This is a genomic window from Hoeflea prorocentri (assembly GCF_027944115.1).
GTDB lineage: Bacteria > Pseudomonadota > Alphaproteobacteria > Rhizobiales > Rhizobiaceae > Hoeflea_A > Hoeflea_A prorocentri.
Window position 1 is genome coordinate 4,410,193 of record NZ_JAPJZI010000001.1, and the last position, 16,593, is coordinate 4,426,785.

A 16,593-nucleotide genomic window follows, 5' to 3' on the forward strand; every position below is an offset into this window, starting at 1 on the left:
TCTTGCCGCTCTGCCGTTCGCCTAACACAGTGGTGCCCGATATTAAACCGGTGCGCGGCTTGAATACCCGATGATCTTTGATTGCAGGCTTTTCGATAGGCGTTGACGGTCATGGGACCGCCCTGTGTCACGTCCTTTTGGGCTTTGGAACCGTGCGCACAAGACTCCAGGAAATCTCCGAATGCCGCGCGATGATGAAATGAATGACAATCTGCTGGGAGCGGCGCGGGCCGGCGAGATCGGCGAAGAAGATGTCCTCCTCGATTTCGGCCTCGATATCCGGCGAGAAGAATTTCCAGTATTCCCCATCCGGCGCGGTGAGCACGATGTCGCCATTGCTGTCATGGCTGATGACAATCTTGGGATGGATGTGAAAACGGATCGCCCCTTGCGTTTTCTCATCGATCGCCAGGCTGTGGTTGGCCGATTTGGCGATGCGGTCGCGTCCGGTCACCATGTTTCCGTCAGCGCTCAACTGGATGGACCGCTCGTGAATCAACCCGAATGCGCTGGCATATCCATCGTGCCGTGCGACAAAGCCCTGTCTCCCGTCCGCCTCGTCGCGGCGTTCAATATCCACCTTCTGCGGGCCGTTGGTGAGGATCGGACCGAGGAAACCGGACGAGGAGATGGTCGCCGATGAGGTATCGTCGACTATCAGTGTCGAGTGGGCGGCGGTTGAACGGGCAAGCCTGCGGTATTCACCATGATGAAAAGCCGGCGCGCCGGCATTGACGATGAAACGGTGGTGCCCGGATGACAGCTCAAAGGACAGGCAACCGGCATGGGCGGTCGCGGACAGCTCTCCCGCGGGATAGGGACCCGTATCGGCAATGATGACCGTGTTGTGGTTGAAGAGCCGCTGATAATTCATCTGCGGGGTAAGACGCGGCGGCTCGCCGGTCGATTCGTCATAGCGAAGCACGGATAAAAGCCGGTCGGCCGGCTGCGCGGTGGTGCCGTTGAACAGAGCCAGTGTTCCGTCGACATGGCGGAAGAAGCGCAGTGCCTGAAACATCCGATCGATGCTGGAAACAAGACCCTTCGGCGGCGTGTATCCGAGATTGAGGTAAGTCTGTCGAAGCGGTAGGAGGTCCGCAAGCAGGGTCATCGCCACCTGCGGGTTGCGCGAGACATGCCCGCCATCGGCGAGTATCTGCCTTTCGATTTCCTGATCGAGATTTCGGGCGGCGGTTTTGATTGCCGCCGGCCTTGCCGGAAGCGCAAGCGTTGCCATGGCGAGCGCTATGCGCACACGGAACCGTTTTTCGCCGTCGCGCATGGCGGGGGCGACCTGGCGAAGATAGCGGATCTGAAGCGCGAGGCTCTTGATGAAACGCCGGTAAAACCCGCGATCCTGATTTTTCAGGATAATGGGTGAGTGGGAAAGCCATGCTATGACACGCTGTGCGGTGACGTTGGCATCCCAGGCGACACCAACATATTGCCGGCCCCAGAGGCTGATCCAGTCTTCGGTCAGCGACCGCGCGTCAGCGAATGCCTCCGGCGTATTGTCCGCCCGCAAATGCCGCAGCCAGCGAAAACTGTGCAGCATTTCGTCAAACCCGAGAGACGGTCCGGTGTAGAGAAAGGGTGATTTGCCATCCGTTTCGAGAACACGCCCGGCGAGCGGGAAACGACCGTGATGGACCTCGTGCGCTATATAGGGATCGGCAATGCGCAGATCCGTCGGCGCGACAACCAGCCGATCCGGTGCCGCACCCATGAAACGCCAGGGATTCAGGCGGCCGACTGCAATCCGGCGGGATACACGACGCCAGCTCTCACGGAAATACAACGGCAAAAATTGCCGGAAATGCACCAGTACTGCCGCCAATCCTAGTCCCCGTATACCCCATTCCTGGGGCCCCTTGGCTCAACTATACCACAAGACCATATGACCCGCAGGTATAATTTTCAGATACGAACAATCATTCCGGGCGGGCGATAACACAGGCAAAAAACCCATCCATTCCCGACAGTTGCGGATTGTCATCAGGGAGCATGTCGGGTGTTGTTCTTATGTCGCCCGCAGCCGTCACCATGCCCTCCAGGCCGCTCCACTGCTGTGCTTTGACGGGCAGGCGAACGGCCTGCGGATGAGAGGTCAGAACGCGCTGCACGACAGCTTCGCCCTCCAGGGGATCGAGCGAGCAGTTGGAAAAGACGACAACGCCGCCGGAACGCACGAGGGTCAGCGCGTGGCGCAACAAGCGCTCCTGAAGAGCGGCGAGTTTCTCTATGTCCTCGAGGCTCTTGGTCCATGGAATATCCGGATGTCTGCGGACCGTGCCGGTGGAAGAGCAGGGTGCGTCGAGTAAAACCGCGTCAAACGGCTCTTCGGGCTGCCAGTCAAGGACGTTCGTTTGCACGCACTGCGCTTCAAGCCCGAGGCGCTCCAGGTTTTCACGCAGGCGGCCGAGCCGGTTGTGCGACAGGTCTACTGCGGTGACCTTAGCGCCGGCCAGCGCAAGCTGGGCGGTTTTTCCTCCGGGGGCCGCACAAAGGTCAGCAACCCGTTGGCCGTCGATCCTGCCAAACAGGCGCGCGGGAATGGAGGCGGCTGCATCCTGAACCCACCATTGTCCTTCCGCAAATCCCGGAAGTTCGGTCAATGGTCCTTTCAGCGCGGGAAGGCGCACCGATCCGGTCGGCAGCACAATGCCGCCCAGACGGTCGGCCCAGATTTCCGGATCCTGTTTTGTTGTCAGATCAAGCGGCGGCTCTGTCGCGTGCGCGGCCAGAATGGCCTCCACTCGGTCGCCATAGGCTGCGGACAGTCTCTCGATGAACCAGGCCGGTGCATTCCGGGTGGACGACACGATCCGTGGCAGGAGTTTTTCCTTTTCACGCGCCAGACGTCTCAGAACAGCATTGACCAGGGCGGCGAAGCGGCGGTTTCTCGGATCGGACTGGGCCTGCTCTACGGCGAGATCGACAGCCGCCCGATCGGGAACATCCAGGTAGAGGATCTGTGCGGCGGCCACATGAAGCAGATGAGAAAGAGCCCTTGCACCGGCTGGTAACGGCCGATCGAGCATCTGCGACAGGGCCGCCTCGATGTGGCAGCGATGGCGCAGGGCCGACAGGAGAATGGCGCGCACAAGACTTCGGTCGACCGGCTCAAGCGCACGGAATGCCGGATTGCCGCCCGCTGGATCGAGCAGACCGTCCAGAGACGTTTTTTTGTCGACAACCGTCGACAACAACCGGGTCGCGGCCTTGCGGGCTGCAAGTCCCGGTTTGCTGTCGGGGCTGTGCGATTTGGGCCGAGACCCCAGCCTGGTCTTGTTCACGACCAGGGGCCCTTTTGCGGTCCGCTGTCGCGGTTGCGGCCCCAGGGGCCGCTGCTGGTTCCGGTATCGGGCGTTGCGGCGGAAGGAGTTGGCGCATCGCGGAACTCGGCTTCCATCTGCCTCAGTGCGGCAATCCTGTTCTCGGTTGCCGGATGGGTGGAAAAAAGCCCGTCCATGCGCTGTCCATGCAGGGGATTGATGATGAACATATGGGCGGTGGCGGGGTTGCGTTCGGCATCTTCATTGACAACCCGGCCAGCGCCGCCGGCGATTTTGGCCAGGGCAGAGGCAAGCCACATCGGGTGGCCGCAGATTTCGGCCCCGCCCCGGTCAGCGGAATATTCCCGTGTGCGGCTGACAGCCATTTGAACCATCATCGCGGCAAGCGGCGCAAGGATCATTGCCGCGAGCATGCCAATGAGGCCAAGCGCGCCGCTGCGGCCGCCGCGGAAGAAAAACGCAAAATTGCCGAGCATGGAAATGGCGCCAGCCAGCGTGGCCGTGATGGTCATGGTGAGTGTATCGCGGTGCTTCACATGGGCAAGTTCGTGCGCCATGACTCCGGCGACTTCCTCATGGCTGAGCATATGCAACAGGCCGGTCGTGGCCGCAACGGCCGCGTTTTGAGGGTTCCGTCCGGTTGCGAAGGCATTCGGCTGATCGTTCTTGATCAGGTAGACCTTGGGCATCGGCAGGTCTGCGCGTTCAGCCAGTTGCCGGACAATGCCGTAATATTCCGGAGCGCTGCGTTCATCCACTTCGATGGCATGATGCATCCGCAACACCATCTTGTCGGCGTTCCAATAGGAAAACATATTCATTGCGGCCGCGATCGCCAGGGCAATGAGCATTCCGCCGGTTCCGCCAATCAGATATCCGATTGCCATGAACAGCGCCGTCATGAAGGCGAGCAGCATTGCGGTACGCACCATATTCATGCATCTACTCCAAACTGCGGGCCGATGACCGGTCGGCCGCTTTCCCTATATGTTGGGAATATATTGCGACAGTTCAATGTGCGATCGGGAACCTGCGACCATGAATGACAAGCTGCAAACGCAAGATGGCCACAATGAAGGCGGCAAGAGCGGTGGGCGACGCATGGAAGATCTTCCGCCGGCAGCCCAGCGAGCTCTGAAAGAGGCCGAACAGCGTCGTCGCGCCGAACAGACGAATCCGCAGCCTGAAAGTGAGGTGGGCGGTCGCGGTGGCAAGGACCCGGCGCGTTATGGTGACTGGGAAATCGATGGTCGCGCAATCGATTTTTGACAGGCGAATAATCACCGGTAGCCGGTGATCCGCTGCGAAGAATTGCAGATGACGTTAATATTTGCGCAATCTGGCTGCGGTACACATAGCTCATTGACAACAGGTACGGATATTGGCGGGTTTTCCGGCTCAGGCGTTTGCCGTCTGTTTTGACAGGGACCTCGCCCTACACCATACGGGACAGAGTTTGCATAGGTGATTATGTGAAGGCGCGAATTACGGTCTGCGACTGATGGGATCCTCGCCGTAATTTAAAAGGGCCGTTTGCGGCCACCAACTATCAGAACAAATACATAAGCCGCAGGTCAGGCACATGCGTGACATGCGGCAGTATCGGGGCGAGTGTTCTTCAGACGTGGGACTATCTGAAGATGTACACCGACACGTTAAAACTGAATATTAGCCGGCTAATTAAGGATAAATCCGGCAATTTTGTGATGCTGTTCGCCTTGGCCATTGGCGTCGTTTTTCTTGCGACCGGTCTTGCCGTCGACTACTCCATGGGCCTTCTCAACAAGACTCGTGTCAACAACGCGCTGGATGCCGCGACCATTGCAACGGCCCGGGCCATTGCCGCCGGCGATGTCGATCCGAGCGTGTCCAATGAGGCTGAGAATTACCTGAAGGCCGTATTTGCCGCGAATCTGGGCGTTGATGATGTCGATGCAAGCAAATATGACGTGTCTGATATTGTCGTCGATACCGCCAGTCAGGAAGTCTCTGCGAAAGCCAGCGTGAACCAGGGGCTTTATCTGACGCAGGTTAAACTCGATGAAGATGCCATCAAGGTCGCCAGTTCTTCAGGCGTCAGCTACGGCATATCCGAGGTCGAGGTCGCCATGGTGCTGGACGTTACCGGGTCCATGAAAGGCAGCCGTTTGAAGAGCCTTAAAAAGGCAGCGCAAGATGCCGTTGAGACACTGCTGGCCGTTAACACGCCGACCGATACAAAGGTGCGGATCAGCATTGTTCCCTATGCGATCGGCGTCAATGTCGGCGCGGATCTTGCCGATTATGTCTATGCCGATTCCTTCAAGGCAAAAAGTGATGCGCCCGTTTATGACGCGTCGCAATACAGTGCCTCCAACAAAGCCTACTACGATGTCGAGGATTTCCAGGACGGTTATTCGACATGTCACAATTGGGATGTGGCGTACAAATCAGGCGGCTACTTCTATGATGGTTCTGCCGATGATTGCTGGCCGTTCGTCACCGAGTCGTCGGATAACAGCAACTCGGATTATTGTGCTTCGGAGAGAAAAGCGCCGCTGAGTTCGGGTAAGACCAACTATCAGTATACGGACAAGAACCCTTCTTTCGGGCTGATCAGCCGCGACGCCAGACTTAATGAAGACTGGTGCCCGTCTTCGCCGGTGGTTCTTTTGTCGGACAGTGAAACAACCCTCGACAATGCGATCACGGGCTTCAGGGCCAATGGCTGGACTGCCGGTCATATCGGTCTGCAATGGGGCTGGTACACCATATCCCACAACTGGTCAGACTATTTTCCCGCAGGTTCGAAGCCCGCCGATCACAAGGACCCGGATGAAGACGTCAGCAAATACATCATCATGATGACGGACGGCGTATTCAACACGGCCTATTCAGGCATCAATTCCTACGGTTTTTATTCCGGTTACCAGTCGGCAACGGCGTATGATCATTTCGAGTCGCTGTGTTCGCAGATCAAAAGTGATGGAATCACGATCTTTTCCATCGGTTACGGCTTGTCGGACGGAAGCACGGCAGAAATGGAGCTTGATGATTGTGCAACGGATGATACTGCGCTCACCCAGTATTTTTACGATGCCGATACATCGACAGAACTTGCAGCGGCATTTGAGGGTATCGCCGATACGATCCAGAACCTGCGGCTGACCCATTAGCAGCAGGACGGGGGTTCGGTTCCCGGTGATCCGGCCCCTTTCTCTTTCTTCCGTTCTGAGAAATAACTGCAACGCCGGCTATTAAAACCCTGAATAGGGGCTGATGCCGGCAGTGGAAAGCCCCTCAGGCGTGTTCTTGCTCATGAAAAAACAATTAAAAACAACATCTTGTGCATTTAACTAAAATGCAAGCATAAATTTTAATCCGGTTTCAATGCTGTGATGCCCATAATTCGCGATTGATGTTGCCCTGTCCGCGCCAGGAGGCCTGACGGGGAAGTGGTGTAATCGATTCGACCCTGGGAAGATGATCATGGGCAAGAAAAAACTGAGCGCATTGGGCAGAAAGTTCCAGCGCGACGAAAACGGCAATTTCTTGATGATGTTTGGTCTTGCGACCGCTGCAATATTCCTGACGATTGGCTTGTCAGTCGAATACGCGCAGTCAATCAACATGAAGACACGCGTGACCAATTCGCTGGATGCAGCGACGCTGGCAACGGCGCGTGCGCTGTCAATTGGCGATATCACGGAAGCGCAGGCGGAGAACTATCTCGAAGCGGTCTTTATCGCCAATATCGGTGTGGACAACATCGATGCAAGCAGGTTCAAACTCGACGACGTGACTGTCGATCCGGTGGCGAACACGGTATCTGCGAAGGCGAGCTTCGATCAGGATCTCAGATTCATAAGTGTCGGCACGTCAAGTGACAAGCAGGTTGTCGGCAGCCAGTCCGGTGCCACATACGGTATTTCGGATATCGAGGTCGCCATGGTGCTCGACATCACCGGTTCAATGGGCGGTTCGAAGATCGTGGCGCTGAGGCAGGCCGCAAACCTGGGTATTGAAGAGCTTTTGAGCGTCAATACACCGAACGACACCAAGGTGCGTATCAGCGTCGTACCGTACAGCTATGCGGTCAATGTCGGCAGCGATTTGTCGAAATATGTCTACCTGGATTTCCCCTACAGGAGGAGCCCCGCGCCCGCCTTCAGTTCGGCGCTCTACGATCAGACCGGTACCGGTTACGACGTCTCGGAATTTCTGGAGTATGGCAATATCAATCATCTCAATCCCAGAGATGGATATGCGGACGACCATTGCGCAACGGACCGCAAGCGGGCCAACCGTGGCGGTACCAACTACCAGTATACCGACGCCAATCCCGGATCGGCGATGATCCCGCGCGATTCTCGTCTGAATACCAGTTGGTGCCCGTCCGCAGCGCTGATGCCGCTCAGCGACGATGAAACGGCTCTCAAAAACCGCGTCAACAGCCTTGGCGCCAGCGGTTGGACTGCTGGTCAAATCGGATTGCAGTGGGCCTGGTATATGCTGTCGCCGAAATGGGCTGATTATCTGCCGGCAGGCTCAAAGCCCGGCGATCCGATTGCTGATGACGATCTGCAGAAATATATCATCCTGATGACGGACGGCCAGTTCAACACTGCCTATGCGGATGTCAGGCGCAGGAACTGGCGGGCCGGTTCTCAGGGTTCGACGTCGAGGACGCACACGGACAATCTGTGTGACAATGTGAAGAGCAACAAGATCAAGATCTTCACCATCGGGTTCCAGCTCTACAATTCAACCGCGCTCAATATGCTCAAGGATTGTGCGACGCCGGATGAGGGTGACGTTACCTATCATTACGAGCCTGAAACCGCTTCCGAACTTAAGGAAACCTACGAGGATATCGCACGCACCATTCAGACCCTGCGTCTTATCAACTAGGACCAGCAGGCAGAGTGTCTCGAACCGGCCGCCCTGTGCGGCCGGTTTTTTATTTGCTTTTTCCATATGATGCCACGTATGTGCATGACCGTTGACTACGGGCCGCCGGCAAATGCTTCCATTTAAATCAGGCGCGCTCTAGTTTCGGCGAAGCTTGATCGATCAAACGGAGCGTAGAATATGGGCGCCAAAGGCAGGCTGAAGTCGCTGGGAAGACTTCTCGGGCACGCGCGCGACGTCATGCAGATCGATGTCGGTTTTATCCTGTGGGACGGATCGACCGTTCCGGAAGACCTGGCGGACGATGCATTTGCCGTCAAACTCGCCGATGAAGGTGTTGTCTCCAGCCTGATGCGCAAGCCGCGTATGGAGACGTTGCTCAATCTATGGGTCTCCAAGCGGATCGACCTCGTAAACGGCAGTATTTTCGATTTGACGGCACAGAAGCCGAAGGTGCGAACGCGCGAGATCCGCAGCAAGCTGAGCAAGTGGACGGCCTTCAACGCCTTGCGCAAGTTCCTGTTTGTCGGGCGGGGCGGCCCCTGGCCGCTGGAAGACCAGTCCGACGATAAAACCAGCGACGGAAGCCGCGAGGAAAACGAAAAGAACATCCAGTATCACTACGATGTATCGAACGCGTTCTACGCGCTTTGGCTCGATGAGGAGATGGTTTACACCTGCGGCTATTGCACCGATTGGGACAATGATCTCGACCGCATGCAGCGCGACAAGCTGGAGATGATCTGCCGCAAACTGAGGCTCAAGCCGGGCGAAACGATGCTGGATATCGGCAGCGGCTGGGGCGCCCTTTGCATCTACGCGGCACAGAATTACGGTGTGTCGACACTGGGTGTGACGCTGTCGGAAGAACAGATCGAATATGCAAAGGCCAAGGCGGAACGGCTTGGCCTTTCCGACCGCGTCAAGTTCGAGCTGATCGATTATGCCGCGGTCCAGGGCCAGTTCGACAAGGTGGTTTCGGTCGGTATGCAGGAGCATATAGGTCTTGAGAACCATCCAACCTATTACGGGACCGTCAAACGGGTCCTGAAGCCGGAAGGGCTGTTCCTGAACCATGCCATTACGCGTCAGGCCCGCAGGGACGACAAGGCTTTTCGCAAGAGAAACGAAGAAACCAAGCTGATCACCAAATACATATTTCCCGGCGGCGAACTCGATCATATCGGGAACACGCTGGTCAATATGGAGCGGGCCGGTTTCGAGGTGCATGATGTCGAGGATTGGCGCGAGCACTACCAGCGGACCTGCCGGCACTGGCACGACCGGCTGCTGGCCAATTACGATGCCGCCGTTGCCGAGGTCGGTGAAGTCAAGACGCGCATGTGGCTGCTTTATCTGGGCGGATGTTCAATCACATTCGAACGCAATGGAATGAAGATCTACCAGACGCTCATATCGCACAAGCGGCGCGGCCCGAGCGGTTTGCCGCCGACGCGGGCCGATCTTTATCAGGACGACTAGAGCGTTTCCGGTGTAATTGGAATCATCTGATCCAACCAAACCGGATTTGCTCTAATGCCGGTTTTGCCGGTTCTTTATCAGATCATCGACAACAGCGGGTTCTGCCAGCGTCGACGTATCACCGAGGGAGCCGAAATCGTCTTCGGCGATCTTGCGCAGGATACGGCGCATGATCTTGCCGGAGCGGGTTTTCGGAAGTCCCGGCGCGAACTGGATTTTGTCCGGCGAGGCGATCGGGCCGATCTCATGGCGTACATGGGTGATCAGCTCCTTGCGCAGCTTCTCGCTTTCCTTGTCGCCGGCCATCAGGGTGACATAGCAGTAAATGCCCTGCCCCTTGATGTCATGCGGATAACCGACAACGGCAGCTTCCGATACCTTTTCATGGGCCACAAGTGCCGATTCGACTTCCGCAGTCCCCATACGGTGTCCGGAGACATTGATGACGTCATCGACGCGACCGGTGATCCAGAAATAGCCGTCTTCGTCGCGCCGGCAGCCGTCACCGGTAAAGTACTTTCCCTTGTAAGAGGAAAAATAGGTCTGAACGAAACGTTCATGGTCGCCGTAGACGGTTCGCATCTGACCGGGCCAGGAGTCGACGATGCAAAGATTTCCGTTGGTTGCGGTTTCCAGCACATTGCCGTCGCCGTCGACGAGTTGAGGCTGGATGCCGAAGAAGGGAAGTGTGGCGGAGCCGGCCTTCAGATCGGTGGCGCCCGGCAGAGGCGTGATCATGATGCCACCGGTTTCGGTCTGCCACCAGGTGTCGACGATCGGGCATTTCCTGCCGCCGACAACGTCGTAATACCAGTCCCAGGCCTCCGGATTGATGGGTTCGCCGACAGAGCCCAGCGTGCGCAGGGATTTGCGCGATGAGCGCAAGACGAATTCATTGCCGGCACCCATCAGGGCGCGGATTGCCGTCGGCGCGGTATAGAAGATGTTGACCTGGTGTTTATCGACAATATCCCAGAAGCGTCCGGCATCCGGATAATTCGGCACGCCTTCGAACATAAGGGTCGTCGCACCGTTGGCGAGCGGTCCGTATACGATGTAGGAGTGGCCGGTCACCCAGCCGACATCGGCGGTGCACCAGTAAATATCGCCCTCGTGGTAGTCGAAAACATATTCATGCGTCATCGAGGCGTAGACGAGATAGCCGCCGGTCGTGTGGAGGACGCCCTTGGGTTTGCCGGTCGATCCGGACGTATAGAGGATAAAGAGCGGATCCTCGGCTTTCATGCGGGCCGGGGGGCAATCCGGTTTGGCTGCCTGTATCGCCTTGTGATACCAGATATCGCGGTCGTCCGACCAGCCGATTTCAGCGCCGGTGCGCCGGACAACCAGCACGGTATCGACCTCGACGCCCTGTTTTTTGGCGATCTCGATAGCTTCGTCGGTGTTTTCCTTCAGAGGAACAACTCTGCCGCCGCGAATTCCCTCGTCGGCGGTGATGATGACGTTTGAATCGCAGTCGACGATGCGACCTGCAAGCGCGTCCGGAGAGAAGCCGCCAAAAACAATCGAATGGATTGCGCCGATGCGCGTACAGGCGAGCATCGCGTAGGCCGCCTCCACGATCATTGGCATGTAGATGGTGACACGATCACCCTTCTTGACGCCATTGGCCTTCAGCACATTGGCAAGACGGCAGACCTGTTCGTAAAGTTCGTTATAGGTGATCTTCTTGTCGTCATAGGGGTTGTCGCCTTCCCAGATGATCGCCACCTGATTGCCGCGCTTTTTTAAGTGCCGGTCGATGCAGTTGTAGGAAACGTTGGTGACGCCGTCCTCAAACCATTTGATGGAAACCTTGCCGGAAAAGGAGGTGTTCTTAACCTTGGTATAGGGCTTGAACCAGTCGATCCGCTTGCCGTGCTTTCTCCAGAATTTTTCCGGGTTCTTGATGCTTTGGCTATACCAGTCCTCGTAGATCTCTTTATCGATGAACGCCCGTTTTTTCGCGGCCTTGCGGACCCTGTGGATCTTTGCAGTCATATAATTCTCCTCCTTCGGCGTTCCGATATCAGCTTTCCGGCGCTGGATCGGATAGCACACCGACTGTCTCTTCATAACAGGTGTTTTTTCAAGAGCAATTAGACTAATGGGCTGATGCAGGCGTGATCGGCTTCCAGATTGCAATTTGCAGCGAACGGCGTTATAGAAGCGCCAATTCCCGGAAAATGTGGAGATACCCACGGCCCGCGCTCCGGAGCGGGCGGACAGGAGAGCTTTATTCCCATGGCCCAACAACTGCTGATGCCAAAGGCCACTGCCGTGTGGCTGGTCGACAATACCGCGCTGACCTTCGATCAGATTGCCCAGTTCTGCAAGCTGCACACGCTTGAGGTCAAGGCGATCGCAGATGGAGAATCGGCACAAGGCATCAAGGGGCTCGATCCGATACAGACCGGGCAGCTTTCGCGTGACGAAATTGCCAAGGCGGAAGCCGATCCGGCGTACAAGCTCAAACTGTCGAACCCGAAAGTCCATGTGCCGGAACTCAAGCGCAAGGGTCCCCGTTACACGCCGGTGTCCAAGCGCCAGGACCGCCCGAATGCGATCCTGTGGCTGGTACGCAACCATCCCGAACTACGCGATGCGCAGATCTCACGACTGGTCGGCACGACGAAGTCGACCATCGAGCAGATCCGCGAACGTACGCACTGGAACTCGGCCAACCTGACGCCGCTCGATCCGGTAACGCTCGGCCTTTGCAGCCAGATCGACCTTGATATGGAAGTGGAAAAGGCTGCCAAGGACCGGCCTTCCGAGGTTGTGGTACGCGAGGAGGAAACCTTGCTTCCGGCGCAGGAAACCGAAGGCTTTGCCTTCGACACGCCTCCGCCACCGAAAAAGGAAGAAGACGAGATCGATGCCGATGCCGTCTTCGCCAAGCTCAATTCGCTGAAGACAGACAAGCCGGAAGGCGACAGCGAGTAGGCGTTGCCGATCCGGCTCCGTGGCGCTCGATCTATATTCGGGCGTCACTTTTTACCAAAATCCCTTTAGACGTGATTTCAAACCTGTCCTCTTCCGCCGTCCTGTGATTGGCATGACGACCGGCGTGCGCCAGGCAATACGCCGCGTATCTGCAAAGGAGACCTGGCCTTGAAGAAAACTGTTCTGATTACCGGCTCAACCGATGGCATTGGACTGGAAACGGCCAGAATGCTTGTGTTGCAGGGTCATACGGTTCTTCTGCACGGGCGCAATGCGGACAAGCTGAAGACGGTGGAAGACGAGCTGCGGGCATTGCCGGGGGCCGGAAAAGTACACGGTCACGTTGCGGATTTATCGCATCTGCCGGATGTCGAGCGGCTGGCCAAGGCTGTGGCGCATCACCACGACGCGCTCGATGTGCTGATCAACAATGCGGGCGTCCTTGGTCCTGGCGGAAGCAGCTTTGAGGATGGTCTTGATGTGCGCTTTGTGGTCAATACCATTGCCCCCTATATGTTGACCTTGCGGCTTTTGCCGTTGATCGGCGTCGACGGACGCGTCGTCAATGTGTCGTCTGCGGCTCAGTCGCCGGTCGATCTGCCCGCATTGAGGGGTCAGGCAAGACTGGCCGATATGGACGCCTACGCGCAAAGCAAGCTGGCGCTGACCATGTGGTCGGCGCATATGGCCGCCCGACGGGAGGATGCCGGCCCGGTTGTCGTGTCCGTGAATCCGGGTTCGCTGCTGGGCACCAAGATGGTGAAGGACGGGTTTGGCGTCGCCGGCAGCGATATCCGCATTGGTGCGGATATTCTTGTCCGCGCCGCCCTGTCGGATGAATTCACCGACGCGTCCGGCAAGTATTTCGACAATGATTCCGGTAATTTCGCGTCGCCACATCCCGACGCCCTCGATCCGGCGAAATGTGACGAAGTTGTGGGCGTCATTGAGAGAATCCTTGCCGACAAGGCGTCGGCGTAGCAGGACAAAGCCAGTGCATCCGTTTTGTGATGAGATCAGGACGCTCAAGCCGGGCGTGACAGTTCCCGCTATTGCGGGAAGATCTCTCAAATTCAGCCAAAATTAACCGCCATCTGAAACCATAGGCTGAAATCAGAGTTGACCCGATTGCACGCTATTGATGCAGCGGGACCCTTAGGAGCACCGGCTATGGATGAACATGCGGAAATTATTTCATTTCGTTTAGGCGATCAGGATTTCTGTGTTGATATTGGCTCGATTAGAGAAATCCGGGGGTTTGCCCAGGCGACCGCGCTGCCAAATGCTCCCCGCCATGTGCTGGGTGTCATCAACCTGCGTGGATCGGTGATCCCGGTTGTGGATCTGGCGGCGATGCTTGGGTTTGCGACGATTGAGCCCAATGAACGCTGCGCCATCATCGTTACTGAAATCAGCGGAAAAATGGTCGGTCTCCTGGTGGAAAACGTTTCCGATATGGTGAGTGTTTCTGCTGACCAGATACAGCCGACACCCGATGTCGACGACGGCTTCGACCACCACAGCATCAAAGGTGTCGTGGCATTGGAAGACCAGCTTATTTGTTTCCTTGATCTGGATGTCCTCTTTCCCAGCTCAAACAAGGACTTTGAGGCCGCCGCCTAGAATTGATCGAAAAACTTCTCCGCGCTGCTTAGAAATCCCCGCCAAACCAGCGGGGATTTCTTTTGACCCATCAACCAGAAATAGAAGCTGGCTAAGCATATAATTAGCAATTGCTTTACCAATAGAAATCAAATTCAGGTTGCAATGCCAGTATTCCAATGCACGCCAAGATGAGCTTTGGTGGCCGAATTCGGTGAGCTTGCAAGTGCCTTTGACAGTATTGTTCATGGAACCCGATGATGCTTCGCAGCTTATCTATAGGTAAAAAATTTGCATTCGCCTTTGGCGCACTCATTACTCTCTTTCTCTTGATTTCCGGTTATTCACTCTATTCATTTACGCAGTTGAAGAACGCGGATGAATGGAACTCACACACATATGAGGTTCTTGATCATTCGGGCTCACTGATCGCGGCAATCGTGAATCAGGAGTCGGGTGTTCGCGGTTTCCTCGTCTCGGGCGACGAGAAGTTTCTCGGACCCTACATTTCGGGGGAAAAGACCTTCGAAACAGAGCTGAATACACTTCTGACACTGACATCCGACAATGCCAGCCAGCAGGAGCGCTTGCGGCGCATCCAGGCCGGCGCCGAGAAATGGCACAGGGATGTTATCGATCAGGAAATTGCGTTGGGCAAGAACCCCGATACGCTTAATGAGGCACGCGCAATTGCTGCGTCCGGAGCCGGCAAGGCCATAATGGATTCGATCCGTGCGGCTCACGCGGAATTCGAGGAAGCAGAACGCTCATTGCTGGTGACACGGTCCGCGACCAAGGACGAAACCATGCTGATCGCCACCATCGCACTGGTCGCCGGAAGTCTGGTTATCCTTTTCGTGGCGAGCGCCATGGGCTGGTTCCTGAACCGCAACATCGGAGGCGCGGTGTCGGATATGACGGTAGCCATGGGCGAGCTGGCAAGCGGCAACAATTCAGTCGAGATTCCCCATGCCCACCGGCAGGACGAACTCGGTGCAATGGCCGCAGCCGTTCAGGTCTTCAAGGACAATGCTTTGCGCAACGAGGAGCTTGTCAAAGAACAGGAAGCGCAAAAGGAACAGGCTGAGGCCGAGCGGCGACGCGCGCAGGAAGAGGCTATCCAGTCGGAACGCGCCATGGTCGTCGAAAGCTTCGGTACTGCCTTGTCGGCTATCGCCAACAAGGATTTGTCATCCAGAATTACCGATGATCTGCCGGCGGCCTATGAGGAGCTGAAAAGCGACTTCAACAAATCAATTGCCAATCTTGAAGAAGCGCTCGTCCAGGTTGGCTACAGTGCGGAAAGCATCAAAGGCGGAACCCATGAAATCCGTTCTGCCTCGGACCAGCTTTCCAGGCGCGCCGAGCAGCAGGCCGCATCGGTCGAAGAAACGGCTGCCGCTGTCGACGAGATAACGGCAACGGTCAAAACCACTGCTGAGCGGGCAGGTGAAGCCGGCTCGCTGGTTGTGAAAACACAGCAGGCTGCGACGGAATCGGGCGAGGTCGTTCAAGATGCAATCTCGGCGATGGGCGAGATCAAGGAATCTTCCGACCAGATCGCCAGTATTATCGGTGTGATCGATGATATCGCGTTTCAGACCAATCTTCTGGCTCTGAATGCCGGCGTTGAGGCCGCAAGAGCCGGGGACGCCGGCAAAGGTTTCGCCGTTGTTGCTCAGGAAGTACGGGAACTGGCTCAGCGTTCAGGCACGGCGGCCAATGAGATCAAGGAACTGATTACAAAATCAGGTGTTCAGGTTCAAAACGGCGTGGAGTTGGTTGACCGGACCGGATCGGCACTGCAGACGATTTTAGCCTCGGTGACCGAAGTTGCTGATCATGTCCGCGCCATCGCACAGGCGTCCCAGGAACAATCCAGCGGACTTCAGGAGATCAACTCGGCGATCAACTCCATCGACCAGGGCACGCAGCAAAGCGCTTCCATGGTTGAGGAGACCAATGCGTCCAGCCACACGCTCAATTCGGAAGTTGGGTCGCTTACCGGTCTGCTCGATTCTTTCCAAACCAGTTCCGAGCCGCGGCGCAAACCGATCAGTACAGCGGCGCCGGAAGTCCGGGAGGTCAAAAAGACAAATGTCTCCAGCTTTCCGATCGATGGAAACGCAGCGCTGGATACGGATAACTGGTCCGAATTCTGACCCGGACCGGATTACCCCAGAGTTAAAGCCGGGCAATTGCCCGGCTTTTTCTGTTGCTGCAGCTGATCAGGTTGAGCACAGCGGTTCTGGAGAGCTTGTCGCGGAGGTTTGAACAATCGTACAACGCGGTGGGACATGTATGTCACTTGCGGATTTGCGTGTGTCGATACTGACGTGCTGTTTGACGCCCATGTCCGGGTTGTGACGCCGCTAAT

Annotated in this window: 13 protein-coding genes; 8 read left to right on the forward strand and 5 right to left on the reverse strand. The window is 56.7% G+C overall.

The features are described from left to right. Nucleotides 1-127 precede the first annotated feature (127 nt). The 3 genes from OQ273_RS20765 to htpX all read right to left on the reverse strand — a co-directional run bounded on the left by OQ273_RS20765 (nt 128) and on the right by htpX (nt 4,234). A complete protein-coding gene (locus OQ273_RS20765; protein ID WP_425493398.1) occupies nt 128-1,837 on the reverse strand; it encodes a heparinase II/III family protein in 1,710 nt (569 codons plus the stop codon). Between the two features lie 94 nt (nt 1,838-1,931). Next, entirely contained in the window at nt 1,932-3,302 is a 1,371-nt protein-coding gene (locus tag OQ273_RS20770; RefSeq protein WP_425493433.1) for an RsmB/NOP family class I SAM-dependent RNA methyltransferase, read from the reverse strand. After that, nucleotides 3,293-4,234 carry a zinc metalloprotease HtpX gene (gene htpX, locus OQ273_RS20775; RefSeq protein WP_267992834.1) on the reverse strand — a complete coding sequence of 314 codons (942 nt, stop codon included), beginning with the start codon at nt 4,232-4,234 and terminating at the stop codon, nt 3,293-3,295. The genes OQ273_RS20770 and htpX overlap by 10 nt, the downstream gene beginning before the upstream one ends. Nucleotides 4,235-4,397: 163 nt before the next feature. On the opposite strand from htpX, the gene OQ273_RS20780 reads away from it, so the two are divergent. From OQ273_RS20780 to OQ273_RS20795, 4 genes are all read left to right on the forward strand, one after another. Further along, nucleotides 4,398-4,565 carry a DUF1674 domain-containing protein gene (locus tag OQ273_RS20780; protein WP_267993171.1) on the forward strand — a complete coding sequence of 56 codons (168 nt, stop codon included), beginning with the start codon at nt 4,398-4,400 and terminating at the stop codon, nt 4,563-4,565. A 437-nt stretch (nt 4,566-5,002) separates the two neighbouring features. Then, entirely contained in the window at nt 5,003-6,451 is a 1,449-nt protein-coding gene (locus OQ273_RS20785; protein WP_267992835.1) for a VWA domain-containing protein, read from the forward strand. A 313-nt stretch (nt 6,452-6,764) separates the two neighbouring features. Then, complete coding sequence (locus OQ273_RS20790; protein WP_267992836.1) at nt 6,765-8,186, forward strand: TadE/TadG family type IV pilus assembly protein; 1,422 nt, start codon at nt 6,765-6,767, stop codon at nt 8,184-8,186. Between the two features lie 180 nt (nt 8,187-8,366). Then, entirely contained in the window at nt 8,367-9,668 is a 1,302-nt protein-coding gene (locus OQ273_RS20795) for an SAM-dependent methyltransferase (RefSeq protein ID WP_267992837.1), read from the forward strand. Nucleotides 9,669-9,719: 51 nt separating this feature from the next. Here the strand turns inward: OQ273_RS20795 and acs are convergent, their stop codons facing one another. After that, nucleotides 9,720-11,669, reverse strand: coding sequence for an acetate--CoA ligase (gene acs, locus OQ273_RS20800; RefSeq protein WP_267992838.1), 1,950 nt, complete (start codon nt 11,667-11,669; stop codon nt 9,720-9,722). 243 nt (nt 11,670-11,912) lie between these two features. Here acs and OQ273_RS20805 point away from each other — a divergent pair, with 243 nt between their 5' ends. The 3 genes from OQ273_RS20805 (at nt 11,913) to OQ273_RS20815 (ending at nt 14,237) form a co-directional block, all read left to right on the forward strand. Continuing rightward, nucleotides 11,913-12,614, forward strand: a complete 702-nt coding sequence (locus tag OQ273_RS20805) for a DUF1013 domain-containing protein (RefSeq protein ID WP_267992839.1) — start codon at nt 11,913-11,915, stop codon at nt 12,612-12,614. A 168-nt stretch (nt 12,615-12,782) separates the two neighbouring features. Then, entirely contained in the window at nt 12,783-13,595 is an 813-nt protein-coding gene (locus OQ273_RS20810) for an SDR family NAD(P)-dependent oxidoreductase (protein WP_267992840.1), read from the forward strand. Nucleotides 13,596-13,784: 189 nt separating this feature from the next. Then, a complete protein-coding gene (locus OQ273_RS20815) occupies nt 13,785-14,237 on the forward strand; it encodes a chemotaxis protein CheW (protein ID WP_267992841.1) in 453 nt (150 codons plus the stop codon). On the opposite strand, the gene OQ273_RS20820 is transcribed toward OQ273_RS20815, so the two are convergent. After that, nucleotides 14,208-14,465, reverse strand: coding sequence for a hypothetical protein (locus OQ273_RS20820; protein ID WP_267992842.1), 258 nt, complete (start codon nt 14,463-14,465; stop codon nt 14,208-14,210). The genes OQ273_RS20815 and OQ273_RS20820 overlap by 30 nt on opposite strands. Nucleotides 14,466-14,476: 11 nt before the next feature. On the opposite strand from OQ273_RS20820, the gene OQ273_RS20825 reads away from it, so the two are divergent. Next, complete coding sequence (locus OQ273_RS20825; protein ID WP_267992843.1) at nt 14,477-16,378, forward strand: methyl-accepting chemotaxis protein; 1,902 nt, start codon at nt 14,477-14,479, stop codon at nt 16,376-16,378. Nucleotides 16,379-16,593 lie beyond the last annotated feature (215 nt).